This is a genomic window from Acidovorax sp. 94 (assembly GCF_003634645.1).
GTDB lineage: Bacteria > Pseudomonadota > Gammaproteobacteria > Burkholderiales > Burkholderiaceae_C > Acidovorax > Acidovorax facilis.
The window spans coordinates 1,194,475-1,217,364 of record NZ_RBJA01000001.1 but is presented as its reverse complement, the minus strand read 5'-3'; the positions used below and the strand labels follow the sequence as shown (position 1 = coordinate 1,217,364).

Genomic DNA, 22,890 nt, shown 5'->3' with positions numbered 1-22,890 from the left:
CTGCGTTGCGCAAGCTGGTGCTAGCGATAAACCAGTTGTTTCTCACTCCCAATCGCGCACGCTTGCATGCTATTTTGCGCACGGTGCAAGCGTCAGGCGTGCAAAATCTGCGGACTGACCGCCCGGAAAGAACAACAGTGGAAATTCGTAAGCGCAACAACGTGCATGTGATCGATGCAATTCGCCCGGACGTCCCCGTGCTCGTCTATGCGCACGGCTTTGGGTGTAGCCAGCATATGTGGCGACACATCACTCCGGCCTTTGAAGGTAAGTGCCACCAGGTCTTGTTCGACTACGTCGGCTGCGGCCAATCAGACTTGGCCGCCTTTGACCCCGTGAAGTACGCAAGTCTGAAAGGCTACGTGCAAGATCTGCTGGATGTATGCGACGCATTGGGCATCGAGCGCGGAGTGCATTTTGTTGGACATTCGGTCAGTGCCAGCATCGGCCTGCTGGCCTCCATCGAGCGACCTATGCTTTTTGATCGCCTGATTCTGGTTGGCCCGTCGCCTTGCTACATCAATCACGCTCCGGATTACCTTGGAGGGTTCGAGCGCCAGGATTTGGAGGGCCTATTGGACCTCATGGACCAGAACTTCATGGGCTGGTCCAGCTACCTCGCACCCATTGTGGCGGGAGCGCCGCAGGCAGACAGTCTGGGCGGGGAGTTGTCTGAGAGTTTCTGCTCAACCGATCCTACGATGGCTCGTGTCTTTGCGCAGGCAACCTTCTTTGCGGATACCAGAGAGGAGCTGTCGCGCGTGACCCGGCCGAGTCTGATCCTGCAGCATGGCAACGATGCGTTGGCGCCCCATTCGGTGGGGGAATACATGCACAAGAAGCTCAGGGACAGCACGCTGGAAGTGCTGGACGTGACCGGACACTGCGCCCACATGAGTCATCCGCACCTGGTGACGGCCGCCATGCAGCGATATCTCTCCTTAGCGTGAGCGAAACCGAGAGGGCGGAACATGCTGGCGGTTGATGACATCCCTTGCGCGATGATGATCACGGACCCGGTGGGGCACATCGTGCGGATGAACAGGGAGTTCCTTGTCCTGATCGGGGGCACGGAGGCGTTTTGGCTCGGCCACTCCATGGATGAACTGTTGACACCAGCTTCTCGAATTTTCAGCCAGACCCACCTGTTTCCCACGCTGCATCACGCCAAGAGTGCGCGCGAAGTATTCCTCCACCTGCGCGGTGTTGGCGGCGAGACTGTTCCTGTCATGGTCAATGCGGTCAGCAAGCGCCTGGAGACGGGCGACCACATCGTATGGGCCTTTTTTGTGGCCCGCGAACGCAGCCGTTTCGAAGGCGAGTTGATCAAGGCCCGTGCAGAGGCCCAGGGTCTTGCCCAGCGCTTGGCCGCCAGCAATGAACAGGTTGAATTGCAGAATCGCCAGCTTTCGGAACTGAGTCTCTCTGATCCGCTTACAGGTCTTAAAAACCGCCGTGCGCTGGAATTGATCGTGCAGAAGTGGCAACGGACGGCCTCTCGACAGAGTTACGTGTCGTTGTTGATGGTGGACGTGGACTACTTCAAACGGATCAACGACGCGCATGGCCATCCCGAGGGCGACCGGGTGCTGGTGAACTTTGCTCGCCAGATACAGGCAGACGCACGTGGTTCGGACCTGGTGGTGCGATACGGTGGGGAAGAATTCGTCCTTTGGTTACCTGATGCGGACGCAGAAGCAGCTGCCAGAATTGCTGAGCGGGTGCACAAATGCGCCAGACGGGTGCGCTCATTGGCAGGGCCAGTAACGGTCAGTGTCGGGCTGGCGTGTGCAGTACACCAAACCGGAGCGGATTTCCTCGCCCGACTGCTAAAACGCTCTGATCAAGCTGTTTATAGGGCAAAGGCGCTCGGGCGCAACTGCACTGTGGTTAGTGACTGAGTCACCAAGCCTCGCGCAGCTCACCAGCGTTTGGAATAGTGATAGCTTGCCCCCGCAAAGAACGTTCGCGGTGAGACTACTTGGATGGCATGGCTGCTTGGCGGTCCACCATCATTTGCATCATCTGTTCCATCATGGCCATACGGCGCTCCATTTGAGCGTGCATGCCCATCATGCCTCCCATACCCGAGTTTCCAGAGGCTGCAGGCATGGCAGGTTTGGTCTGCGCCCCTTGCTGCATCATTCCCATCCCCATGCCACCAGAACTACCCGCGCCCATCATGGCCATGCCTGACTGCATGAGCTTCATGTGTTCCCCCATCAGCGCTGAACGTTCGGTGGGAGTCTTGGCCGCCTGCATTTTTTTGTGCATTTCCTGCATCGCCTTCATCTGACGATCAAAGGCGTCCGGTGTTGGCGGGGTGGTAGCTGCCGGGGCAGACTGGGTGGTTACGCCACCGCTCTGCGCATCACCGGGGTGGTGGCCTGCGTGTTCGTCCGCAGGTTTTGGAGATTGCGCGACGGCACAGCCCGCCACGAAAAGGGTTGTCAACAGCCCAGCGACGATATTCAGACGCATGATGGTCTCCTTGTAGGTTCAACTGCAGCATGACGACGTCTGCCTTGCACCGTCTTGATCCACGTCAACAGGGGCTACGGGCCGAGACGCACAGCAGCAGCCACCGGTTGTTCGGCGAGATGCAGGACTCACCGCCGCGTCTGCTTTGTATCCAGCACGCTCAATCGCTGAGCGGACAAGCTCCACAGTGCTTTCTCCGGCTTGCGCCGGGATGCGTACCTGACGTGTAGCTACGTCGATTTCTACTTCGACGCCCCCAGGCAGTTGGGCCTGAGCTATTGCACGACCAATGCGCTGGGCGCAAGTGCCGCACGTCATATCAGGAACATTGATATGGACCATGTGAGCCTCCTTTGGTTGATTCACGTTTTGACTATGAACCTTGCCACGGTGGGAAGGTCAAGGCCTCACGGAATTCAATCGGCATATAAGCTCGGAAAGCAGCAAACGAGCCCATTGCTGGTGGTGTCTCTACGAGTTAGAACGCTCGCGCCTTGGGTGAACGACCGTCGAAAATCTCCATCTCAGCCGAGGGGAAGGACACCTTTGGCGCCTTGCGCATTCCCGCCGCGTGCCTAGCGCGCAGGCGCCACCATAGCGGTGGCAATTGCCAAATGCTGGGCTGGCCCTGTACCTGCCTGAGAGAGAAAGCCCTCGGCGAACGAGAAGTTTTTAGCAGATCGAACCACATGCGCTTGGAATGCAAGCGACTCGTTGACAAGTGCAAGGGACAAAAATTTGACCGACAACTCCAGAGTGACGACGACCTTGGAATCGTAGTGACCCAAACCGGCAAGCACGAAGGCTGCATCAAAACCTGCGGCGATAACACCGCCATTGATTGCGGAGGTTCCTCCACCTCCCTGAAGGCCAGATTCGATTTTGGTGAAATTGATGATCGCCAAGCCTGGCTCTTTGAACGCCCCCCTAAACCCAAACCAAGCAATTTCTTTCCTGGCGTTGAATTGAGCCAATTGCTCTTCGCGCTGAGTGGAGACTAGGCGAAACGGGATGGTCGGACTATGCATGGGAAAGCAATGGTGCGTTTACCGTCCAAATGTACATTGAGGGCTCGTCCAAATGTACATTCAGGATGCGTCCAACCTTGCATCCAAGACACTTGCGGCAGGGGATTTCTCGAATGAAGGTTCGATAGTTAGACCGTTTTTAAGTCCACCGTGCCCCGCGAGCTGCTATGGGGTTCTGGCCGACAAGGCGACATGACAGCTGCGCAGTTTCTCCCTCAGTTCGTGTTGTACCTCGGGGTTTGACAAGCCCGTAGTTCCCTCGCATGCGATCAGGTTTTGCCGACAGGAGTCAGGCCAATCTTCCAGATCATCATCGAGTGCTATCCACTGATGGGGTTTTCTGCGCTGAGCGTCTTCTTGAACTTGCACGCCCCGGGGTGTGGTGCGGAACATGGACAGGTTCCATGGGTCCACGCCATGCACACGTCTGTGGTATGTCCCGCCAATAAACCGAGCACGCAAGGACGCTGGAAGGCGCTTAAGGGTTGCGCTGTACCCGGGGCGAATGCACCAGGTGCTACTCAGTACCAGGGCAACGGTTGGGTGGGGTTGGAGCACCGACTCCAGGATTGGAACCCATTCGAACAGCGAATGCCCTGCAGCCTCATACGGGCTCATGTAGATGCCCTTGCGTGGATGCCCGAGTGCCAGATCGTGATCACCAGCACCTGGCGCCTGGAACAGGCCTATGAGGATCTATTGGAAAGGTTCTCTCCGGACATTGCCGCCATGATCGAAGGTGTTACCCCCAGATATTGCGATCTAACGAACGTCCCGAATACGCTGGTGGGGTACGAGCGGGAGGCCGAGTGCCATGCCTGGCTTTGGGCCAACGATGTGCCACATCGCAGATGGGTGGCGGTAGATGATCGATCGTGGCTCTATCGGCCGTTCTGCAAGTCGTTGTTTTTGGTCGATGGGCGAACGGGACTCACGCAGGCCACCGGTTCACAACTGACAGCTCGTCTTCAAACCACACTTTGAAAAGACTGCCAGGAGGGCAGACCACCTAGCCTCAGAAAACACAAATCTAGGGTTAACCCGAGCATCCTAACCGGGTAATCTGCACCGAAAGTGAGATCACCCCGGCCTGGGTGGGCGGGTGGCTGCCATAGCGGCGCCACCAATGCAGTATCAATTTGATAGCTGCTAACGCTTGATACATAAGCACCAGAGGCAATTTTGATTCAAAATTTGCAGCCCATCGCGCGCAACACAGGGGGCTGACGCGCAGATTGCCCGCTGGCCTACACCGTGCGCCAGAGCCACGGGTTTCAATCCCAAAGGTCTGAAACACCTCGGGAGAAGCCCATGAAACCCCTCATTCTTGATTCCACCATGACCAACATGGGCGGCGTTTTCTACCCCACCGGCCATGTGTTCGCACTCTTCCCCGACGAAGACTGCGTGCGCCAGGCCGCCACCGCGTTGCAGGCCGCCGGCCACCAGGGCGACACCGCCTACGCTAGCCCCGAGGTCATTCTGCAAGAGATCGTCCGCACCCTGGGCACGGCAGATGCCCCGATGCCCTCGGTGGGCGCCGAGGGCGACATGGTGCGCCGCATTGCCGACCTGGCGGGCACTGGCCACCACGGCATGCTGATCGCCATGGCCGACAAAGACAATACCGACACCCTGGTGGAAGCCATTGCGCCCCAAGGTGCAGTCACCGCCTTCTACTACCGCACCTTCATCATCGAGGACCTGATCTCACAGCCCGCCGGTGACGGCCCGCAATCGGTGGTGGTGGGCACCCACGCAGCAGAAGGCTGAAGCTTGCATTCATCGCGCAGCAGCGGTACCGGCCGGGCTGGCAACGCTGGTTGAAAACGGCAGAAGGAGTTTTGGCCGGGATCCAGCAAATCCATCCGGGGCGCAAAGGCCCAGTGCTTGCGCCCGGTAAACGCTGCCGCAATACCGTGCCGGGGCATCACCAGCAGGATTTGCCGGTGGAACCCCACGGCCGTGCCCTCCCCGCTCCGGCATGCTCCACCACTGGTCGGCATAGCGCGCAGCCGCCAACCCATAGACACCGTGGGCGCAAACACCCTGGCTACCCAATCGCGCGATACCAGCTGGCGGCCATTCCACTCGCCGCCACGCAGGTAGAGCAGCGTCAGGCGCGCCATGTCGCGGGTGCGCATCTGCACGCCAAATTCGCCGGTGGAGGCACCTTGTGGATACGCCTCCCGCGATACATCCCGCAAACCCGACGGGCCAGACAGATGCGTCAGGGCGTAGGCATGGTCAGCGGGGCTTGCGTGCCGATGGTTTGGCCGCCCCGGTCACACGCGGCGGCAAGCCGGTGTGCTGGGTCAGCATGCGGCCCTTTTGGGGCTGCCCTGGCTTGGCAGGCCGGGAAGGCAGCACTTTGGCGGCTTCTGCCTTCTGTCCCACGGGCGTCGAGTTCTTGCGCCGCGCACTCTGGTATCCGCCGTCGGTCAGCGGCTGGAAGGTCGGTATCAGGTGGTGCTTGCCGTTGCCGATCAGATCCGCGCGGCCCATGGCCTTGAGCGCTTCGCGCAGCAACGGCCAGTTGTTGGGGTCGTGGTAGCGCAAAAAGGCCTTGTGCAGGCGGCGGCGCTTGTCGCCGCGCACGATGTCCACAGCCTCGCTGTCGCGCGTGATCTTGCGCAGCGGGTTCTTGTTGCTGTGGTACATGGCCGTGGCCGTGGCCATGGGGCTGGGGTAGAAGGTCTGCACCTGGTCGGCGCGGAAGCCATTCTTTTTCAGCCAAATGGCGAGGTTCATCATGTCCTCGTCGCTGGTGCCCGGGTGCGCGGCGATGAAGTACGGGATCAGGAATTGCTTCTTGCCCGCCTCTTCGCTGAACTTCTCGAACATCTGCTTGAACTTGTCATAGCTGCCGATGCCCGGCTTCATCATCTTGGTGAGCGGCCCCTGCTCGGTGTGCTCGGGCGCGATCTTCAAATACCCGCCCACGTGGTGCTGCACCAGCTCCTTCACGTACTCAGGCGATTTCACCGCCAGGTCGTAGCGCAGGCCCGAGCCGATCAGGATCTTCTTGATGCCCTTCAATGCGCGGCCACGGCGGTAGATCTTGATCAGCGGATCGTGGTTGGTGCCCAGGTTGGAGCAGATGCCCGGGTACACGCAGCTCGGTTTGCGGCAGGCGGCTTCGATCTCGGGGCTCTTGCAGCCCAGGCGGTACATGTTGGCCGTGGGGCCGCCCAGGTCGCTGATGGTGCCGGTGAAGCCCTTGACCTTGTCGCGGATGTCTTCGATCTCCTGAATGATCGAATCCTCGGACCGGCTCTGGATGATGCGGCCCTCGTGCTCGGTGATCGAGCAGAAGGTGCAGCCGCCAAAGCAGCCGCGCATGATGTTGATCGAGAACCGGATCATCTCCCACGCGGGGATCTTGGTCGCGCCGTCGTGGCTGCCGTTCTCGTCGGCGTAGCTGGGGTGCGGGCCACGGGCATAGGGCAGGTCGAACACATAGTCCATCTCCGCCGTGGTGAGCGGGATGGGCGGCGGGTTGATCCACACGTCGCGCGCGGTCACGCCCTCGCCGTGCGCCTGCACCAACGCGCGGGCGTTGCCGGGGTTGGTTTCCAGGTGCAGCACGCGATTGGCATGGGCATACAGCACGGGGTCGCTTTTGGCCTGCTCGTAGCTGGGCAGGCGGATCACGCTTTTGTCGCGCGGAGGCACCTTGAGCTTGGCCTTGAGCGCCGGGTTCGCCACGAACAGCATGGGCTGGATGGCGGGGTTGGGTTCGGCAGATTTTGGGTCTTTTTGGCCCCCAGCGCTTACCCCACCTTCGCTAGCAGCTACGGAATCAGGAGCATCCTCCTTGCTGCAGGTGCTGCCCTGGGCGGCGGCCTGCTCGCTGGTGGTCATGTAGGGGTTGACGTGGGCCTCCACGCGGCCAGGCTCGTCTACGCTGGTGGAGTCGATCTCGAACCAGCCCTTGCCGGTCTCATCGTCGGGCCTGCGCACAAACGCCGTGCCACGCACGTCGGTGATCTGCTCGACCGGCTCGCGTGCGGCGATGCGGTGGGCAACCTCAACCAGCGCGCGCTCCGCGTTGCCGTACAGCAGCAGGTCGCACTTGGCATCCACCACGATGGAGCGGCGCACCTTGTCGCTCCAGTAGTCGTAGTGGGCGATGCGGCGCAGGCTGCCTTCGATGCCGCCCAGGATGATGGGCACGTCCTTGTAAGCCTCGCGGCATCGCTGGCTGTAAACGATGGCGGCGCGGTCGGGGCGCTTGCCGCCGATGTCGCCGGGGGTGTAGGCGTCGTCGCTGCGAATCTTCCGGTCGGCGGTGTACCGGTTGATCATCGAATCCATGTTGCCCGCCGTCACGCCCCAGAATAGGTTGGGCTTGCCCAGCGCCTTGAAGGGCTCGGCGCTTTGCCAATCCGGCTGGGCGATGATGCCCACGCGAAAGCCCTGGGCTTCGAGCGTGCGGCCGATCACGGCCATGCCGAAGCTCGGGTGGTCCACATAGGCATCGCCCGTCACCAGGATGATGTCGCAGCTGTCCCAGCCCAGTTTGTCCATCTCGGCGCGGCTCATCGGCAGGAACGGGGCCGTGCCAAAGCGCTTGGCCCAGTACGGACGGTAGCTGGTCAATGGCTTTGCGGCGCGCGCAAAAAAGGAGACGTCAACGGGGGCGTTCATGCAGAGGAGTTTCGCGGCCGGCCCTTGTGCGTCAAGGGCGTCGTGGGGCGCGGCTGTGGTGGTTAACCCGAGATTTTACGGCGGCAAGCCCTTTTTGTCGCTGCTTGCGCGTTGCCCTTGTGCGTTGGAGGTCTTGATGAACATCAGGCATATACTTGCCAAAGTCAATTAATTGCATGACTAAGGCATTCATGACCACGACCAGCACTACGTCCCAGCCCACCTCCGCAGCCGTGAAAGCAGTGCGGCGTTTCAACCGCTTTTTTACCCGGCGGGTGGGCGTGCTCGACCCGTATCTGGGCAGCGACCTGTCGCTCACCGATGTACGCGTGCTGTACGAACTGGCGCACCGCGAGGCGCCCGTTGCCAGCGAACTGGCGCGCGACCTGGGCCTGGACGGCGGCTACCTGAGCCGCATCCTGCGCCGTTTTGAAGCATCCGGCTGGATCACCCGCAGCGCCAGCGCCAAGGATGCCCGCCAGAGCATGCTCACCCTCACCCCCACGGGGCGCGAGGTGTTCGAGCCGCTGCAGCAACGCTCACGCGACGAGGCCGCAGCCCTGCTGACCCCCCTGCCCCCCGCGCGCCAGCAGGAGCTGGTGGACGCCATGGAACGCATCGAAGCCTTGCTGGACCCCGCCAACGCGGCGCCTAAGGCCACGCGCATGGCCGTGCTGCGCGACCCGGTTCCCGGCGATATCGGCTGGGTGGTGCAACAGCACGGCGAGATCTACTGGCGCGAATACGGCTGGGACAGCCGCTTTGAAGCCCTGGTGGCCGACATCGCCGCGCAGTTTTTGCGCAAGTTCCAGCCGGCGTGGGAGCGGTGCTGGGTGGCCGAACTGGACGGCGAACGTGTAGGCGCCGTGTTTGTGGTGCGCAAATCGGCCACCACGGCCCAGCTGCGCATGCTAATCCTGTCGCCCAAGGCGCGCGGGCTGGGTCTGGGTGCGCGCCTGACTGACGAGTGCATCGCCTTTGCGCGGGCCAAGGGCTACAAGAAGATGGTGCTGTGGACCAACAGCTGCCTGGCTGCTGCACGGGGCATTTATGCCAAACGCGGATTCAAGCTGGTCAAGTCAGAGCCGTATGAAGGTTTTGGCCGGCAGCTGGTGGGGGAGACGTGGGAGCTCAAGCTCTAGAAACACCTGACGGGGCGCGCCGCTGTGCCTGCTTGTCAACTGACCAAACAAGTCCTTCACAGACGAACGTCCTGATATCTCCCATGGCCTGCACCCTTCGCTCCTGTGCTGGTGCGCGCAACCTGGAGTGATTGATTCATAAAAAATGGTCCCGATGGACCATTTTTTGTTCATAGCAGCCTGCAGACCGGAGTGCACGGCCCGGCAGCCCGGCGCTTTTGGTTACCACTCCCCCACTTCGCGCACCCGCTGGGCCAAGTCCGGGATCGCATCGTCCTCCACAACGGATGCTGCCTGCACTGGGGCCATGACCGCCTCCGCCACACTTGGCTGCGCGCGCTGGGGCATCAACCGACCAAAAACGTGGCTGGCGAGGGTTTCATGCAGGGGTGCGGTAAATGGTGCGGCAAACATGGCAGTTCCTTTTCTGATGGCCTGAGTGCTTTCAAATCGGTAGCAGCAGGTTAGGCCACAGCAACAAGCCTCAAGTGTAGGAACGAGCGCCTTTTGCAGGTGTGACAGAACGCACAAACAACACGGTTTTGTCACGAAGGGCGCGCTTATCGCGACAAACGGCACGGTGCACGCCACAAATCGGCCGAATCCGCCACGCCGTAAACTCTTCGCCCCATGTCACAGACCCTGGTTGCGCCCGCGCACAGCGAAATCATCATCAAGAAAAGCCGCTTCATCGGCTGTGTGCAACCCATGGCCGACCGTGCCAGTGCGCAGGCGACGGTGGATGCCCTGTGGAAGCAGCACCCCGGCGCCGCCCACATCTGCTGGGCGCTGCTGGCGGGCGGACAGTCGGCGGCGGTGGACGACGGCGAGCCTGGTGGCACGGCAGGCCGCCCCATGCTGGACGTGCTGCGCCACCAGGACCTGGAAGGCGTGTTGGCCACCGTGGTGCGCTACTTTGGTGGCGTCAAGCTGGGCGCAGGCGGACTGGTGCGCGCCTACACCGACACCATTGCCCAGGCCCTGCTGACCGCGCCCAAGGTCACGCTGCAACGCATGAAAACCCTGCAGTGCCATGTGCCCTATGCGCTGGAGGGGCTGCTGCGCCGCGAGATCGAGGCCGCGGGTGCGGAGCTGATCAACGTGCAGCACAGCACGCTCGTCACGCTGCAGTTGCGCTTGCCCGAGGCCCAGGCCGCCGCCTTTGTGCTGCGCATCAACAACAGCGGCCAAGGCCGCGTGGGCTGGACCGAGCCCGACGCCTGAGCTGGGAGTTTGGGCTGCAGAGGGAGCATCGCTGCAACCCGCGATAAACCGGTCTCGCGCGTTTCGCTTCGATGCCTTCTGCCGCCCATCCTCCTCATATGGTCGCCATTGTCAATACTGTCAGTGCCTCATTTGGTGTGCTCTCAGGATCAATCGGGTGATGCGACACGAGCGTTAGCAGCGACGATGAATCAGACTCATATCCGCGGATTGGTTACCAGCACTTCATCGATTCGTCGTGGGCCTGCCTCGCTCTAGCGTCGGGGATCTGCCTTGCGGTGCCCTGGTAGGAGTCTCGAGGGTTGCCCTATCGTGGCCCGTATCGCATCGCCAGATCGATCCTGCTGCTTGCTTGTCCTGCCTCTTTTCTTTCAGATGGTTTGGCCTTGCTCGCGCTGCGCCTGCATGCCGATGGCCCAGATGAAGCCTGCCAACTCTCTTGCGACGGCGATGCAGGCTTTGTTGGCCTGCAAGCCACGTGCACTCAACGCCGCGAAGCGCTGTGTCAGTCGCAACTGCGCTGTCCATGCCATCCTTCGTATCGGCTCGGACAGATCTTGTTGCCTGATCTGCGCTTGTTTGCCGATGCGCGCCTTGAAGCGGTAGTTCCAGGCAGCTTCGGTCAGCAGCCGCCGGGCGTGTGCGTTGCCTGTCTTGGTGATGCTGCCCCGGCTCGTGCGCTGACCACTGGAGTGCTCCGCGGGAACCAGGCCGAGATACCCCATGAGCTTGCGGGGATGCGCAAAGCGCCCCAGATCTCCAATCTCTGCCACCAGACCAATCGCCGTGATCGCGGCAATACCACGCAGCGCCTGCAGCGCAGCCACCACGGGCTCAAAGCGCCAGCCAGTGATCGAGGCCTGTAGCGCCTTCGTCAGCCGGTCCACACGGTCATCTGCTGCCGTCACGGCTTGCCAGTATTCGGTAAATGCCGTCTGCGTGGCGCCAGCACCGAAGTTCAGTGTTCCCAGCCAGCGGTAGTAGGCGCCGCACCACGAAGTTTTGCCGGTGTAGCGCACGTCGTGGCGCAGCAAGAACCCCTTGAGTTGGTGGCGGGCCTGCACGCGAGTGTTGACCGCGTCTTCGCGCGCCCGCGACAGGTCGCGGATCGCTTCGTCCTCTGGGTCGGGGATCCACACGGCGCTCAACTGGCCAGCGCGAGAGCACTCGGCCAATTGAACGCAGTCGCGCCCGTCGGTCTTGATCCTGTCTCCCGGGCGGCGCGGGATCTGCGAGGGGGCAATGATCTCGCACAGGTAACCCTTGCTTTGCAAGGCGCGCTGAAGGCCAAAGCCGGTAGGCCCGGCCTCGTACACGATGTGCAGCTGATCGGCGTTGCCGACCTTGGTCAACACCTTGAACAGCTTGTTCACATCGTGCGTGACCTTGCCTATCAGGCGCCCAGGCATGCGCCCGGGCTCGGCCGCTGCGATGCTGATGCTGTCTTTGTGGACGTCCAATCCCACGTGAATCTTGCTACTCTCTTGCATGGTCGGTCTCCTTGTTGCTGACGACGCAAGTCACAGCATGTAGCTCTACGTCCTTGGACGCAACCTACGATGTGGGAGACCGGCCGCCTAGTCGAGGGGCGGCGACCATGATGTCTAGGGGCAGCCCAGCCGGACCTGGCGCCGATTCGGAACAAATGCCTTTACGCCTACAAGCGCTGTAGCGGCAGGCAGCCACACTCAGAGCTTTACCGGGCTGCTAAGGAGACGCTATGAGCCAACCGCTCGACACCATCATCATCGGCGCAGGCACCGCCGGTCTGGCCGCCCTGCGCGAAGTGCGCAAGCGCACAGAACGCTACCTCATCGTCAACGAAGGCCCCTGGGGCACCACCTGCGCCCGCGTGGGTTGCATGCCCTCCAAGGCACTGATCGAGGCGGCCAACGCCTTCCACCGCCGCCATACGTTTGAAGAATTCGGCCTGCGGGGTGCCAGCGCGCTGACCGCCGACCTGCCCGCCGTGCTGCAGCGCGTGCGCGATCTGCGCGACGACTTTGTGGCCGGTGCCCTCAAAGCCACCAGCGAACTGGGCAGCGCACAGATGTCGGGGCGCGCCACCCTGCTGGGCCCCCACTCGGTGGACATTGACGGCACCGCCTACGCCACCCGCAGCATCATCATCGCCACCGGGTCACGCCCCAGCGTGCCGGAAGAATGGCTCGCGTTTGGCGACCGCATGCTCACCACCGACACCTTGTTCGAGCAAAGCACCCTCGGCCCCCGCATTGCCGTGATTGGCATGGGCCCCATTGGGGTGGAGATTTCGCAAGCCCTTGCGCGGCTGGGCTTGCAGGTGGCCGCATTCACCACGGGCGATACGCTGGCGGGCCTGAGCGACCCAGTGCTCAACGCCGAACTGACAGCGCTGCTCAAGCAGGAAATGGTGCTGCACATGGGGGCCGAAGCGCAGTTGCGTGAAGTACCCGGCGGCATTGAAGTCACCAGTGGCAACAACCGCGTGGTGGTGGACCAGGTCATCGCGGCCATGGGCCGGGTGCCCAACATCCAGTACCTGGGCCTGGAGACGCTGAGGGTGCCCCTGGACCAGCGCGGCATGCCCACCGTCAATCCACAAACCCAGCAAATAGGCGATTTGCCCGTGTTTCTGGCCGGAGACGCCAACACCCATGCCCCCCTGTTGCACGAGGCCGCCGACGAAGGCCACATTGCGGGCATGAACGCGCTGGCTGACACCCCCACACGCTTTCAGCGCCGCACCCCGCTGGGCATCGTGTTCTGCGACCCCAACATCGCCACCGTGGGCCAGCGCTTTGCCGACATGGACCCCGCCCACACCGTCACCGGCACAGCCAGCTTTGACAACCAGGGCCGCGCCCGCACCGCGCAGCAAAACCACGGGCGCATCTGCATCCACGCCGACCAGGCCACCGGCCGCCTGCTGGGCGCTGAAATGTGCGCCCCACAAGGCGAACATATGGCCCACCTGCTCGCGCTGGCCATTCAGCAAAAACTCACCGTGCACGATCTGCTGGGTATGCCGTTCTACCACCCTACGCTGGAAGAAGGCTTGCGCACTGCGCTGCGGGATACAGCACGGCAATTGCCCCAGGGGCGCGAGTCTGATTTGGCGACGTGCACGGCCATTGGGGTGGCCGCGCTGGAGTAGAGGTCTCAGCAACGCAGAGATGTAACACCCCTCAAGCCCACTTCCCAAATTGCCGATATCCACCCATTACCCCAAGGAACCACCATGGACGTCGCCCTCACCAACAGCATCGTCAACACCGCCACCGCGCTGGCCAGTGCCAAGACGTCGGACGCGCTGAACATGGTGGTCTTGAAGAAGGCGCTGGACATGCAGGCCGTGTCGGCCGCCACGATGCTGGACGCCATGCAGCAGTCCATGCCCCAGCCGGCGCTGGCAACGTCTGGCACGCTGGGCACCCAGGTCAACACGTTCGCCTGAGCCCCTCGACAACCCAGAGCAAGGGGCGCGCAACTACCTCAGCCGCGCAGGCGACAGCCCTGCCACATCCACCTTCTCGCGCACCAGCTCCTCGGCCAGCGGCTCGCCGCGCAACAACTGCCGGGCCAACAACGAGGCACCCGCCGCGCTCTGGATGCCATACCCGCCCTGCCCGGCCAGCCAGAAGAAGCCGGGTACATGGTTGTCCCAGCCAATCACCATGTCGCCATCGGGTACGAACGAGCGCAGGCCCGCCCAAGTGTGGGAGGGGCGGCGGATCTGGAAGGTGGTTTTTTCCTCGATGTGATAAATCCCCGTGGCCACGTCCAGCTCTTCGGGCACCACGTCGTGCGGGTGCGTAGGGTCCGCGTTGGCGGGCGAGCCCAGCAACTGGCCCGCATCGGGCTTGAAGTAAAAACTCTCGTCGATGCCGATCACCGCAGGCCAGTGCGTGGCGTCCATGTCCTCGGGCACGGCAAAGGTGAAGGCGGTGCGGCGGCGCGGCTCCAGGCCAATGGGCGGCACGCCTGCCAGGCCCGCTACCACGTCAGCCCAGGCGCCTGAGGCGTTCACAACGGTTTTGGCCTGCAGCACCCGGCCATCGGCCAGAGTCACCTGCCAGCTATCGCCAATGCGCAGCAGGGCCGTGACCTCGGCATTCGTCAGCACCTGGCCGCCGCGCTGGCGCAGGCCACGCAGGTAGCCCTGGTGCAGCGCGTGCACATCGATGTCGGCCGCCTCGGGCTCGCTCATGCCTGCGGCCACGGCTTCGGGCTTCAGGCATGGCAACTGGGCCAGCAGTGCGGCCTGCTCCACCCATTCCACGTTGGGGGAGATGGCGTGGGCTTCTGCATAGGCCTGTTTCAGCATATCGAGCTGGTCCGGCCCGGCCACGTAGACCACGCCACGGGGCGAGAGGATGGGGTCTGACCCGAACTCCGGCGGCGGCGCGTCGTAAAAAGCGCGGCTCGCCCGCGTCAGCGCCTGGATGTTCGGTGTGCCGTAGGTAGCCATGTACAACGCTGCCGAACGGCCGGTGGTGTGGTAACCGGGCTGCGATTCGCGCTCCAGCAGCAGCACGCTGGCGCCCTCCCCACCGGCTTTTTCCTGTACCAACTGCCAAGCCACCGAGGCACCCGCAATGCCCGCGCCAATGACGATGGTGTCCGCTGATTGCATGGTTTTGTCTCCTGGCTCGAATTACACCGCTGACACTTGCGCCGCCGAGGTGGCACGGTCATCACGCGGCAGGCTGCGCGCATCGCGCGGATCGGGCGCACCGGTCACGATGGAGGTCAGCGCGGGCTCGGCGTTTGTTTGCATCAGCTTGGCGATGTCAGGCCGTGGGCGGGCCAGCCCGGCGATGCCCTTGAATGCTTGCTCCAGCGCGTGGCCCACGCCCAGCGTGTGGCGGTCGGCGCGAAAGCGCCCGACGATCTGCAGACCAAACGGCATCCCCACGTCATCCAGCCCGCACGGCAAACTGAGCGCTGGGTGCGTGGTCAACGTGGTCACATAGGTCAGCGCCAGCCATCTGTAGTAGTTGGCCTGCGGCTCGCCGTTGATGTGGCTGGCGAACAGCTGCGTCCACGCAAAAGGCGACACGGGCGTGGTGGGCGCCAGGATCACGTCGTACTGCTCATACAACTTCTGGAACCGCGCCAGGATGCGCGTCTGCTCGGCCTGCGCCCAGGCGCTGTCCAGCAGGGTCATCGCAGCGCCCATTTCGTAGTTGGCGCGGGTGTTGGGGCCCAGGCTGGTGGGGTCGCGCTCATAGGCCTCGCGCGTGCTGGCCACAAAGGCTTCGGCGCGCAGCACGTCAAAGCAGCGGTGCACGTCACCCAGGTCGATGTCGATGGCATCGCAGCTGGCAAACAGGTGCTTCATGGCCTGCACCTTGCGGCGGAACACGGCGCGGATGCCGTTGTCCACAGCGCAGGCGCCGAAGTCCTCGGTGTAGGCCACACGCAGGCGGCCCAGGTCCACCGTTTCGGGCAACAAGAAGCTCATCGGGTCCAGCGGGTAGCTCAGCGGGTCGCCCGCCGACATGCCCGCCGTGGCGGCCAGTTGCAAGCAGGCCTCTTCCACCGTGCGGCCCATGGGGCCCACCACCGAAATGGGGGTCCAGCCCAGCAGCTTGCGCGAGCTGGGCACCACCCCGGGCGATGGCCGGAAGCCCACCACGCCACAAATGGACGCCGGTATGCGCAGCGACCCGCCCGTATCCGACCCCGTGCACACCGGCAGCATGTCGCACGCCAGCGCAGCGGCCGATCCGCCCGACGAGCCCCCGGCATTCAGGTTCGGGTTGAACGGGTTGCCGGTGGCGCCCCACACCGTGTTGCGCGAGTTCGCGCCCGCCCCCATCTCGGGGATGTTGGTCTTGCCGGTGACGATGGCGCCCGCCGCGCGCAGCCGCGCCACCAGCACGTTGTCCTCCGCCGGGATATTGCTGCGGTAGATCTCCGAGCCGTAGGTAGTCAGCAGCCCAGCCGTGGCTTCGAGGTCCTTCACGCCCAGTGGTAGCCCGTGCAGCAGGCCCAGCGGTTCGCCACGCAGCACCGCCTGCTCGGCGGCCTTGGCCTCGGTGCGGGCGCGGTCGTAGCAGGTGGCGGTGATGGCGTTCACATGCGGGTTGACGGCCTCGATGCGCTCAATGCAAGCGTCGAGCAGCTCGACGGGCGAGACTTCCCGCGTGCCGATGCGGTGGCGCAGTTCATTGGCGGTCAGCTCGACCAGGGTGCTGTGTGAAGTCGTCATGTCGAATTTGTCTCCTTTTTTTGCTTGCCTGCTGGGGACCGATCAGTCTGCCGTGATGGCCGCCCGCTGCGCCACGGCGCGCATCAACGGCAGTTCCTTGTCGATCAACTCGCTCACCGCCTTGGCAGAAGCATAGGTCGGTTCAAACCCCACGGCGATCAGTTTGTCGCGGGTTTCGGGGTCTGCCACCACCTGCGCCAGCGTCAGCTCCAGCCGTGCCTTGACGGCGGGCGGCAAGCCGCGTGGGGCCACCATGGCCAGCCAAGTGTCCATCTCCACGCCGGGGTAGCCACTTTCTGCGAGCGTGGGCACCTTGGGCAGCAGGGCCGAGCGCTTGCCCGCCGTCACGGCAATGGCCTTGATCTTGCCGTCTTTCAGCTGGGGCAGCGCGGCCGACACGGTATCGACGGTGAACGGAATCTGTCCGCCCATCAGGTCCACCATGGCGGGGGAGCTGCCCTTGTAGGGCACATGCTGGATCTTGAGGCCCGCCGCGTGGAAGAACATCTCGCCTGCAAACTGCGACGTGGTGCCCGCGCCATACGAGCCATAGGAATACTTGTCGGGCGCGGCCTTCACCATGGCCACAAACTGCCTCACGTCGCTGACCGGCACGTCCTTGTTGGCCAGCAGGATCAGGCTGGTGCGCCCTGCGATGCCAATGGGCTCAAAACTCTTGACCGGGTCGTACGGCAGCTTGGCGCGCACGGCGGGGTTCACGGTGAAGGTGGTGCCCGAGCTCATCAGCAGCGTGTAGCCGTCCGGCGCGGCCTTGGCCACATAGGCCGCGCCGATGGTGGTGCCCGCCCCCGCGCGGTTGTCGATCACCACGCTCTGGCCCAGCTTGTCGCCCAGCTTCTTGCCAATGAGGCGGCCCAGCACGTCGGTGGCTCCACCGGGCGGGAACGGAATCACCAGCGTGATGGGCTTGGAAGGGAACGTAGCCTCTTGCGCCACGGCAGGGCCCCATGCAGCGCCCCCCAGAGCACAGAGGATGGCGGACGACAAAAGCAGTTGCTTGCGGTTCATGGGGAGCTCTCCAAAGGTGACAAAGGTTGGGGGGATAGAGAAATGGACGAATCAGGGAATGACAACAATCAGCCTTGCGCCGCGAGCGCGGCCCGCCCGCGCTGCACAAAGCCCTGGTACTGCGCATCGGGCACCAGCAGGCCGCCCGTGGTCCACACCAGGTGTGTGGCGTTGTGCAGCACCGCGTCGATGCCCGTGCTGCGCAGCCAGGCCTGCCCGGCGGTAGTGCCCGTCAGCATGGCCGGGCCGCTGAAGCCTGCCGCAGCCGAGGGCTCGATGCACTCGCCCAGGGCATCGAGCACCAGCACCAGCTGCGCAAACAAGGTGTCATCGGCCACGGTAAACACGCCCGACAGCAGCGGCTGCATCAGGTCGGCGGCCAGCAGCGACGCACGCGGCACGGCCAGGCCATCGGCCTCGGTGCGGTTGGTCAGACCCCAGTCGTACACCGAGGGGTGGTCGCCCATCCCTGGTGTGGTGTCGGCCAGCATCTGCACCATGAAGCATGGCGACTGCACCGGCTCGGCAAAAAAGCAAAACACATGCGGCCCCAGCAACTGCCGCAGGCCAAACGCGATGCCCGCTGGCGCGCCACCCACCCCGCAAGGCAGGTACACGATGAGCGGGTGCTCGGCATCCACCGCCACGCCCTGCTCCACCAATTGGTTCTGTAAATGCAGCGCCGCCGCGCTGTAGCCCAGCAGCAGCGAGAACGATTGCTCGTCGTCCACAAAGTGGCACATCGGGTTGCTGGCCGCCTCGGCACGGCCTGCGGCCACGGCGCGTTCGTAGTCGCCGGTGTGCTCCACCACCTGCACGCCGCGCTGGCGCAGGCGGTCCTTCTTCCACTCCTTCGCATCGGCCGACATGTGCACCGTGGCCTGGAAACCCAGGGCCGACGCCACCACGCCAATGCTCATCCCCAGGTTGCCGGTGGAGCCCACCGCCACCTGGTAGCGGCCCAGCACCTCGCGCGCTGCCGGAGTGGCCAGCGCACGGTAATCCCCGCCGGGCTGTACCAGCCCATGCTCCAGCGCCAGCCGCTCGGCAAACTCAAGCACCTCGTGCATGCCGCCCCGGGCCTTGATGGAGCCCGCCACGGGCAGGCTGTGATCGGCCTTGATGAACAGGCGCCCCTGCCCCTCGGCCAAACCGAGCGCAGGTTGCAACGCGGAGGCGGGCAGCAGAGGCGACTCCACTACGCCCCCGGTGGCAGCCAGCTCCGGGAACACCTGCGCCAGCAGGTCCGCAAAACGGGCCAATCGGTCGGCGGCGGCCTGCGTATCATCCAGACTAATGCTTTGCCCCTGCGCCTGCAAAGCAGCCGGGGGTTGCGCCTGCCGGGCCGGGTTGGTCCACAGCGCGGGCTGAGCATTGCGCAGACGGTTGGCCAACATTGCATCCACAGCAGGCGTTCGTTCAGCAGGCGTCATACAGATTCATTCAGTCGTTGAAGTCTTGACTGCATTCTTCGCCGGTCACGCCGCTGTCACAAGCCATTTATAGTGAGCGCAGCATTAGTATTAATAATGGACATTCGCCTCTCCCCCTCCCTGCTGGCCTGGCTGCGCAGTTTTGATGCAGCAGCCCGCCATGGCAGCTTTACCAAGGCGGCGGCCGAGCTGTGCATTACCCAGGGCGCCGTCAGCCAGCAGGTCAAGCAACTCGAAGACTGGCTGCGCCGCCCGCTTTTCTTGCGGACCCCGCGCGCGCTGGTGCCAACGCCCGAGGGCAAATGGCTGGCCGTGGTGCTGCGCGAGAGCTTTGACGCCATCGAAAGCACCCTGGCCCAAATGCGCCAGCCGCCCGAGTCCGCCACCGCCACCTTGAGTTGCTCACCCTCGTTTGCCATGAGCTGGCTCACGCCCCGCTTGGGCGACTTCTTTCGCCAGCACCCGCACACCGGCCTGCGCGTGTTTGGCGAATTCCACACGCTGGACCGCACCCGCATGGTGCGCGACGGCATCGAGGCCGCCGTGCGCTTTGACCTGGGCGGCTACCGCGACCTGAACGCCACCGTGTTCCTGGACGAATGGCTCATCCCCGTGGCCAGCCCCGAGTTCCTGGCCCGCCACCCGCCCATCACCCAGCCGCAAGACCTGCACGGCGACTGGCTGCTGCACGACGGCAGCGCCTGGGACGGCGCCGACACCTATGAAGAGTGGCAACTCTGGTTTGCGCAGGTGGGCGCCACACCCCCGCCCTGGGCAGGCGGCCAGCAGTTCAACCTGTCGCAACTGGCCCTGGGCGCCGCCCTGGCTGGTCAAGGCATCGCCATGGGCCGCGCGGCGCTGGTGCTGCAGGACGTGAAGGCCGGGCGTTTGGTTCCGCTGCTGGGGCGTAGCGTGTTGTCACGGGCGGCGTATTCGTTTGTGACCACCGCCCACCCCAGCCCGGCGATGCAGCTGGTGCGGGATTGGTTGGGGGATGAGGCGCAGCGGTTTTGTGGGGAGCGGGCGCAGGTGCTGCCAGAGCCGCAGGATGCGAGGTAGCTGGGTAGGTCAGGTAACGACGCCCAACCGGCGCACTACCCAGCAACTAGGTGTCAGGTGGTGCCCAGTGAGTCGAGGCGAATACTACGGCTAAATATTCGGTGTTTTGGGCCCCTAGCGCTTATTGAGCAAGCGCTAGCAGCTATTATTTTTGACAGATTCTTGACTGTTCATGGCCAATGAATCCTGAGACAACTGGTCCTGTGACGCGGCCCACTCATTCACGGCGAAAGTTTGAGACAGGAGGCCCCAGCATGTCACTCGCGAGCAGTCGCGACGGCAATGTCTGAGATAACGAGGACGACTGGTTCCGGCCAGGAGCAGTCAGCTGGGGCAGAAAGAAGCAGACGCTCAACGTTGGCGTTAAGCGGCGCCGCTGTGCGGCGTCTGCTTGAACGACCTGTTAGCCACCAGGCCGACAAAAGCGGGGAAGAGTGCCACGGGGCACAGTAGGTCGAGCCACATGAGTGAAGCGACGTCCACGAGGTTCTCGCCTGGTGCGTAGTAAAAGGAAGCGCCAAGTACGGCGGCCGAGGCGGCCAGACCGGCGGCAAAACCACCCACCACTGAAAGCTCGCGAAGCAACCAGGACGTGAGGATGGTTCCAAGGGCCACAAAGGGCAACCAGGAAAGGACTTGAAGGAGCGGGACAAGCCAAGCGGTCCGCTCCGCATCGCGCCCAAAAGGATGGAACGCCACCCAGAGTCCGAAAGCGTTGAGCGCCAGCCATGCCACGCCAACGCCCAAGGCGGAGGCAATCAAGAGCGTTCGAACTCGCATAGGCGCTCCATTCTGCAAGCTAACGTTTGACATGAGCGGCAGGCAACGGCGCATATGGCATAGCCGAAGCGCACCACTGGCGCCCGCCGTTGACTGTCCGCTCGATGGAATGGTTAGGGCTCATTCTTGCGCGCCGCTCCACCCTTGGGCCAATACAGAAGACAAGCAGCAAGAGCCAAAACAACCGTCAAAAGCCATATCCCAGCGAACTGCCACAGCACGAAACGGTTCGTCCTCGCCCCATCCACGACGACACGCGACACTGACGGACTGTTTGGCAGATAGTGAACTTCCACCTCCGTCCAGGGGGGTAGTCGTTCAGGGAGTGCACCGCTCCCCCGAACTTGGATTTCGTAGGGTCGATCATTTACGCGAAACCCGACGATGGCGGTCGAGCGGTAAGCATACTTTCCGTAGCTGGGGTCGTGCGACACAACTCTGCCTTGAGTCTTGGCCCCGTCTTCAGTTAACGACGCGTCCTCCCTCATCTCTCGTAGTGCGACGGGTGTTTGCAGGAGTGACACAGCAATGCTGGCTACTGCTGACAAACCAACGACCCAGCGACTTACGGTTTTCGACCGTGGACTCGGCTGCCCCATGAAATGAGCCCTAACGTGATGTATCCCGCAAAACCTGCGGGATAAACTGGACCGTGCGGGATATTCTGGACACTGATTCCTCCTGAAAATGGCTTGCAGATTGGGCTTGCGGTCAGTGCGCTGTTCAAAAGCACAGGTATAAAATTTCCGACAAACCCGGCAGGCTTTAACTCAGCAAACTATAGCTTGCCAGTAGGCAGGCACCGGGCACTGAGACAGCGCGGTTTGGACGTCAAGCCAGTGGGTAGTGAGTCAACGGCAGCTTTGCGGCAGTTTCGTCCACCGGCTGCTTAGGGCCCGCTAGCGTCCTTCGCCGTGAGGCAGAATCCGGCCAGGTGCAGTCCGTGGAAGCGAACGGAAGCAGACGCTCAACGTAAAAGTGAGGGGCAGCCCGCTTCAGGGCTGTCCCTCTCGACTGGCAGGTTAGGTTTTACCGTCTGTAGACCGTGTTTTGATCTTGGAAACAATGTCATCGATGCTAGGCGAAGTAGCTGACCTGTAGATGGTTTTTATTAGCCAGATTAACGACAGGATGCCTGTGATCAAGAAGACAGCTTGCCAAGTTTCCGCCTTGAAATATGCATCACGAAAATCTGCTGTTACAAACAGCCGCCACTATGGCAATGAGAACGCCAAGTGGCGCGTGCCACGCCTTTTTTTCCTCAACAAGTTCCAGGTGGTCTTTCAATACCAAGCGCAGCCTATCTTCGGTGATTTGGATGATCTCTTGATCTAGATTGCTGTGGACGCTTTTGGTAGGCGCTTGGATTTGAGCGAACGTTCCATTACTGGCCATTTTCGGTCTCCCATAAGAACGAAATGTCCAAACGCTTGAAGCCTGCAACGGAATAGCCTGAAAAGACGAATGCGATTTTTCGATTGTCAGTCTCGCCAAACGGGAACGGTTTCGGAATTGCACTGGGCAAGCCGTTATTCCAATTGTTGAAGGTTAAGACTGCATGATCGTCCTTACCTTCGAGAAAGAATCTTTGTGTCGAGTCCTCTTTGTCGTCGACGAACTTTACGTTGAGCCGAACGTTCCAGGTTCCAGCCTGAAACTCAATCCAAGCGTCCTCTCCATCGGGGACTTGTAGAACCGCCGTAGTAATGAGTTCGCGGCCACCTACGGTAATCTTCATAAGCTAATTCCTGTGTAACTTAACGTGATGTATCCCGCAAAACCTGCGTGATAAACTGGACCGTGCGGGATATTCTGGACACTGATTTCTCCGGAAAGTGGCTTGCAGCATAGGTTTGCAAGGGGCGACC

24 protein-coding genes are annotated in these 22,890 nt (G+C 62.6%); 10 read left to right on the top strand and 14 right to left on the bottom strand.

Annotated elements, in window-relative coordinates; all coding sequences use genetic code 11:
• The first annotated feature begins 137 nt into the window (after nucleotides 1–137).
• Together C8C94_RS05695 and C8C94_RS05690 are read left to right on the top strand one after the other, a co-directional pair.
• On the top strand, nucleotides 138–950 hold the full coding sequence (locus tag C8C94_RS05695; RefSeq protein WP_121420039.1) for an alpha/beta fold hydrolase: 813 nt from the start codon (nucleotides 138–140) through the stop codon (nucleotides 948–950).
• A 21-nt stretch (nucleotides 951–971) separates the two neighbouring features.
• Nucleotides 972–1,901 carry a sensor domain-containing diguanylate cyclase gene (locus tag C8C94_RS05690; protein ID WP_121420038.1) on the top strand — a complete coding sequence of 310 codons (930 nt, stop codon included), beginning with the start codon at nucleotides 972–974 and terminating at the stop codon, nucleotides 1,899–1,901.
• A gap of 76 nt (nucleotides 1,902–1,977) precedes the next feature.
• On the opposite strand, the gene C8C94_RS05685 is transcribed toward C8C94_RS05690, so the two are convergent.
• The 4 genes from C8C94_RS05685 to C8C94_RS05670 all read right to left on the bottom strand — a co-directional run bounded on the left by C8C94_RS05685 (nucleotide 1,978) and on the right by C8C94_RS05670 (nucleotide 4,127).
• The gene (locus C8C94_RS05685) at nucleotides 1,978–2,481 is read right to left on the bottom strand and encodes a hypothetical protein (protein WP_055400387.1); all 504 of its coding nucleotides are present in this window, start codon (nucleotides 2,479–2,481) and stop codon (nucleotides 1,978–1,980) included.
• A gap of 18 nt (nucleotides 2,482–2,499) precedes the next feature.
• Entirely contained in the window at nucleotides 2,500–2,823 is a 324-nt protein-coding gene (locus tag C8C94_RS26030; RefSeq protein WP_082493245.1) for a heavy-metal-associated domain-containing protein, read from the bottom strand.
• 233 nt (nucleotides 2,824–3,056) lie between these two features.
• Entirely contained in the window at nucleotides 3,057–3,509 is a 453-nt protein-coding gene (locus tag C8C94_RS05675) for a PaaI family thioesterase (protein WP_056419573.1), read from the bottom strand.
• Nucleotides 3,510–3,674: 165 nt separating this feature from the next.
• Nucleotides 3,675–4,127, bottom strand: coding sequence for an HAD domain-containing protein (locus C8C94_RS05670; RefSeq protein ID WP_158603804.1), 453 nt, complete (start codon nucleotides 4,125–4,127; stop codon nucleotides 3,675–3,677).
• Between the two features lie 36 nt (nucleotides 4,128–4,163).
• Between C8C94_RS05670 and C8C94_RS05665 the strand changes: the two genes are divergently transcribed.
• Both C8C94_RS05665 and C8C94_RS05660 read left to right on the top strand, forming a co-directional pair.
• Nucleotides 4,164–4,493 carry an HAD domain-containing protein gene (locus tag C8C94_RS05665; RefSeq protein ID WP_233559560.1) on the top strand — a complete coding sequence of 110 codons (330 nt, stop codon included), beginning with the start codon at nucleotides 4,164–4,166 and terminating at the stop codon, nucleotides 4,491–4,493.
• 327 nt (nucleotides 4,494–4,820) lie between these two features.
• The gene (locus C8C94_RS05660; RefSeq protein ID WP_121420036.1) at nucleotides 4,821–5,282 is read left to right on the top strand and encodes a hypothetical protein; all 462 of its coding nucleotides are present in this window, start codon (nucleotides 4,821–4,823) and stop codon (nucleotides 5,280–5,282) included.
• Nucleotides 5,283–5,756: 474 nt separating this feature from the next.
• Here the strand turns inward: C8C94_RS05660 and C8C94_RS05655 are convergent, their stop codons facing one another.
• Entirely contained in the window at nucleotides 5,757–8,159 is a 2,403-nt protein-coding gene (locus C8C94_RS05655) for a YgiQ family radical SAM protein (RefSeq protein ID WP_121420035.1), read from the bottom strand.
• Between the two features lie 176 nt (nucleotides 8,160–8,335).
• Between C8C94_RS05655 and C8C94_RS05650 the strand changes: the two genes are divergently transcribed.
• Complete coding sequence (locus C8C94_RS05650) at nucleotides 8,336–9,301, top strand: helix-turn-helix domain-containing GNAT family N-acetyltransferase (RefSeq protein WP_233573406.1); 966 nt, start codon at nucleotides 8,336–8,338, stop codon at nucleotides 9,299–9,301.
• Between the two features lie 222 nt (nucleotides 9,302–9,523).
• Here C8C94_RS05650 and C8C94_RS05645 read toward each other — a convergent pair whose 3' ends face one another.
• Nucleotides 9,524–9,715, bottom strand: coding sequence for a hypothetical protein (locus C8C94_RS05645; protein WP_121420033.1), 192 nt, complete (start codon nucleotides 9,713–9,715; stop codon nucleotides 9,524–9,526).
• Nucleotides 9,716–9,931: 216 nt separating this feature from the next.
• On the opposite strand from C8C94_RS05645, the gene C8C94_RS05640 reads away from it, so the two are divergent.
• Complete coding sequence (locus tag C8C94_RS05640; protein WP_121420032.1) at nucleotides 9,932–10,525, top strand: YigZ family protein; 594 nt, start codon at nucleotides 9,932–9,934, stop codon at nucleotides 10,523–10,525.
• Nucleotides 10,526–10,896: 371 nt separating this feature from the next.
• On the opposite strand, the gene C8C94_RS05635 is transcribed toward C8C94_RS05640, so the two are convergent.
• Nucleotides 10,897–12,015: an IS110 family transposase gene (locus C8C94_RS05635; protein WP_121419543.1), complete on the bottom strand. Its 1,119-nt coding sequence runs from the start codon at nucleotides 12,013–12,015 to the stop codon at nucleotides 10,897–10,899.
• Nucleotides 12,016–12,245: 230 nt separating this feature from the next.
• On the opposite strand from C8C94_RS05635, the gene C8C94_RS05630 reads away from it, so the two are divergent.
• Both C8C94_RS05630 and C8C94_RS05625 read left to right on the top strand, forming a co-directional pair.
• Nucleotides 12,246–13,661, top strand: coding sequence for a dihydrolipoyl dehydrogenase (locus tag C8C94_RS05630; protein WP_121420031.1), 1,416 nt, complete (start codon nucleotides 12,246–12,248; stop codon nucleotides 13,659–13,661).
• 84 nt (nucleotides 13,662–13,745) lie between these two features.
• A complete protein-coding gene (locus C8C94_RS05625; RefSeq protein WP_121420030.1) occupies nucleotides 13,746–13,961 on the top strand; it encodes a putative motility protein in 216 nt (71 codons plus the stop codon).
• Between the two features lie 33 nt (nucleotides 13,962–13,994).
• Here C8C94_RS05625 and C8C94_RS05620 read toward each other — a convergent pair whose 3' ends face one another.
• From C8C94_RS05620 to C8C94_RS05605, 4 genes are all read right to left on the bottom strand, one after another.
• Nucleotides 13,995–15,140 (bottom strand): FAD-binding oxidoreductase, encoded by a 1,146-nt coding sequence (locus C8C94_RS05620; RefSeq protein ID WP_121420029.1) that lies wholly within the window; start codon nucleotides 15,138–15,140, stop codon nucleotides 13,995–13,997.
• A gap of 21 nt (nucleotides 15,141–15,161) precedes the next feature.
• Nucleotides 15,162–16,721 carry an amidase gene (locus C8C94_RS05615; RefSeq protein WP_121420028.1) on the bottom strand — a complete coding sequence of 520 codons (1,560 nt, stop codon included), beginning with the start codon at nucleotides 16,719–16,721 and terminating at the stop codon, nucleotides 15,162–15,164.
• 42 nt (nucleotides 16,722–16,763) lie between these two features.
• Nucleotides 16,764–17,750 (bottom strand): tripartite tricarboxylate transporter substrate binding protein, encoded by a 987-nt coding sequence (locus C8C94_RS05610; RefSeq protein ID WP_121420027.1) that lies wholly within the window; start codon nucleotides 17,748–17,750, stop codon nucleotides 16,764–16,766.
• Nucleotides 17,751–17,818: 68 nt separating this feature from the next.
• On the bottom strand, nucleotides 17,819–19,183 hold the full coding sequence (locus C8C94_RS05605) for a D-serine ammonia-lyase (RefSeq protein WP_121420026.1): 1,365 nt from the start codon (nucleotides 19,181–19,183) through the stop codon (nucleotides 17,819–17,821).
• Nucleotides 19,184–19,279: 96 nt separating this feature from the next.
• Here C8C94_RS05605 and C8C94_RS05600 point away from each other — a divergent pair, with 96 nt between their 5' ends.
• A complete protein-coding gene (locus C8C94_RS05600; protein ID WP_121420025.1) occupies nucleotides 19,280–20,242 on the top strand; it encodes a LysR substrate-binding domain-containing protein in 963 nt (320 codons plus the stop codon).
• Between the two features lie 363 nt (nucleotides 20,243–20,605).
• Here C8C94_RS05600 and C8C94_RS05595 read toward each other — a convergent pair whose 3' ends face one another.
• Together C8C94_RS05595 and C8C94_RS26025 are read right to left on the bottom strand one after the other, a co-directional pair.
• Complete coding sequence (locus tag C8C94_RS05595) at nucleotides 20,606–21,022, bottom strand: hypothetical protein (protein ID WP_055401066.1); 417 nt, start codon at nucleotides 21,020–21,022, stop codon at nucleotides 20,606–20,608.
• 113 nt (nucleotides 21,023–21,135) lie between these two features.
• A complete protein-coding gene (locus C8C94_RS26025) occupies nucleotides 21,136–21,621 on the bottom strand; it encodes a DUF3592 domain-containing protein (protein ID WP_370449739.1) in 486 nt (161 codons plus the stop codon).
• 538 nt (nucleotides 21,622–22,159) lie between these two features.
• Here C8C94_RS26025 and C8C94_RS25590 point away from each other — a divergent pair.
• Nucleotides 22,160–22,357, top strand: coding sequence for a hypothetical protein (locus C8C94_RS25590; protein WP_158603803.1), 198 nt, complete (start codon nucleotides 22,160–22,162; stop codon nucleotides 22,355–22,357).
• 49 nt (nucleotides 22,358–22,406) lie between these two features.
• Here the strand turns inward: C8C94_RS25590 and C8C94_RS05585 are convergent, their stop codons facing one another.
• Nucleotides 22,407–22,760, bottom strand: a complete 354-nt coding sequence (locus C8C94_RS05585) for a DUF6864 domain-containing function (RefSeq protein ID WP_055401062.1) — start codon at nucleotides 22,758–22,760, stop codon at nucleotides 22,407–22,409.
• Nucleotides 22,761–22,890: the final 130 nt, after the last annotated feature.

Coding starts and splice junctions, on each gene's coding strand:
- C8C94_RS05615 (WP_121420028.1), bottom strand. CDS start 16,721: ATGACGACTTCACACAGCACCCTGGTCGAGCTGACCGCCAATGAACTG.
- C8C94_RS05605 (WP_121420026.1), bottom strand. CDS start 19,183: ATGACGCCTGCTGAACGAACGCCTGCTGTGGATGCAATGTTGGCCAAC.
- C8C94_RS05585 (WP_055401062.1), bottom strand. CDS start 22,760: ATGAAGATTACCGTAGGTGGCCGCGAACTCATTACTACGGCGGTTCTA.
- C8C94_RS05595 (WP_055401066.1), bottom strand. CDS start 21,022: ATGCGAGTTCGAACGCTCTTGATTGCCTCCGCCTTGGGCGTTGGCGTG.
- C8C94_RS05620 (WP_121420029.1), bottom strand. CDS start 15,140: ATGCAATCAGCGGACACCATCGTCATTGGCGCGGGCATTGCGGGTGCC.
- C8C94_RS26030 (WP_082493245.1), bottom strand. CDS start 2,823: ATGGTCCATATCAATGTTCCTGATATGACGTGCGGCACTTGCGCCCAG.
- C8C94_RS05600 (WP_121420025.1), top strand. CDS start 19,280: ATGGACATTCGCCTCTCCCCCTCCCTGCTGGCCTGGCTGCGCAGTTTT.
- C8C94_RS05645 (WP_121420033.1), bottom strand. CDS start 9,715: ATGTTTGCCGCACCATTTACCGCACCCCTGCATGAAACCCTCGCCAGC.
- C8C94_RS05660 (WP_121420036.1), top strand. CDS start 4,821: ATGAAACCCCTCATTCTTGATTCCACCATGACCAACATGGGCGGCGTT.
- C8C94_RS05630 (WP_121420031.1), top strand. CDS start 12,246: ATGAGCCAACCGCTCGACACCATCATCATCGGCGCAGGCACCGCCGGT.
- C8C94_RS05675 (WP_056419573.1), bottom strand. CDS start 3,509: ATGCATAGTCCGACCATCCCGTTTCGCCTAGTCTCCACTCAGCGCGAA.
- C8C94_RS05690 (WP_121420038.1), top strand. CDS start 972: ATGCTGGCGGTTGATGACATCCCTTGCGCGATGATGATCACGGACCCG.
- C8C94_RS05670 (WP_158603804.1), bottom strand. CDS start 4,127: ATGAGCCCGTATGAGGCTGCAGGGCATTCGCTGTTCGAATGGGTTCCA.
- C8C94_RS05640 (WP_121420032.1), top strand. CDS start 9,932: ATGTCACAGACCCTGGTTGCGCCCGCGCACAGCGAAATCATCATCAAG.
- C8C94_RS26025 (WP_370449739.1), bottom strand. CDS start 21,621: ATGGGGCAGCCGAGTCCACGGTCGAAAACCGTAAGTCGCTGGGTCGTT.
- C8C94_RS05655 (WP_121420035.1), bottom strand. CDS start 8,159: ATGAACGCCCCCGTTGACGTCTCCTTTTTTGCGCGCGCCGCAAAGCCA.
- C8C94_RS05635 (WP_121419543.1), bottom strand. CDS start 12,015: ATGCAAGAGAGTAGCAAGATTCACGTGGGATTGGACGTCCACAAAGAC.
- C8C94_RS05610 (WP_121420027.1), bottom strand. CDS start 17,750: ATGAACCGCAAGCAACTGCTTTTGTCGTCCGCCATCCTCTGTGCTCTG.
- C8C94_RS05685 (WP_055400387.1), bottom strand. CDS start 2,481: ATGCGTCTGAATATCGTCGCTGGGCTGTTGACAACCCTTTTCGTGGCG.
- C8C94_RS05625 (WP_121420030.1), top strand. CDS start 13,746: ATGGACGTCGCCCTCACCAACAGCATCGTCAACACCGCCACCGCGCTG.
- C8C94_RS05650 (WP_233573406.1), top strand. CDS start 8,336: ATGACTAAGGCATTCATGACCACGACCAGCACTACGTCCCAGCCCACC.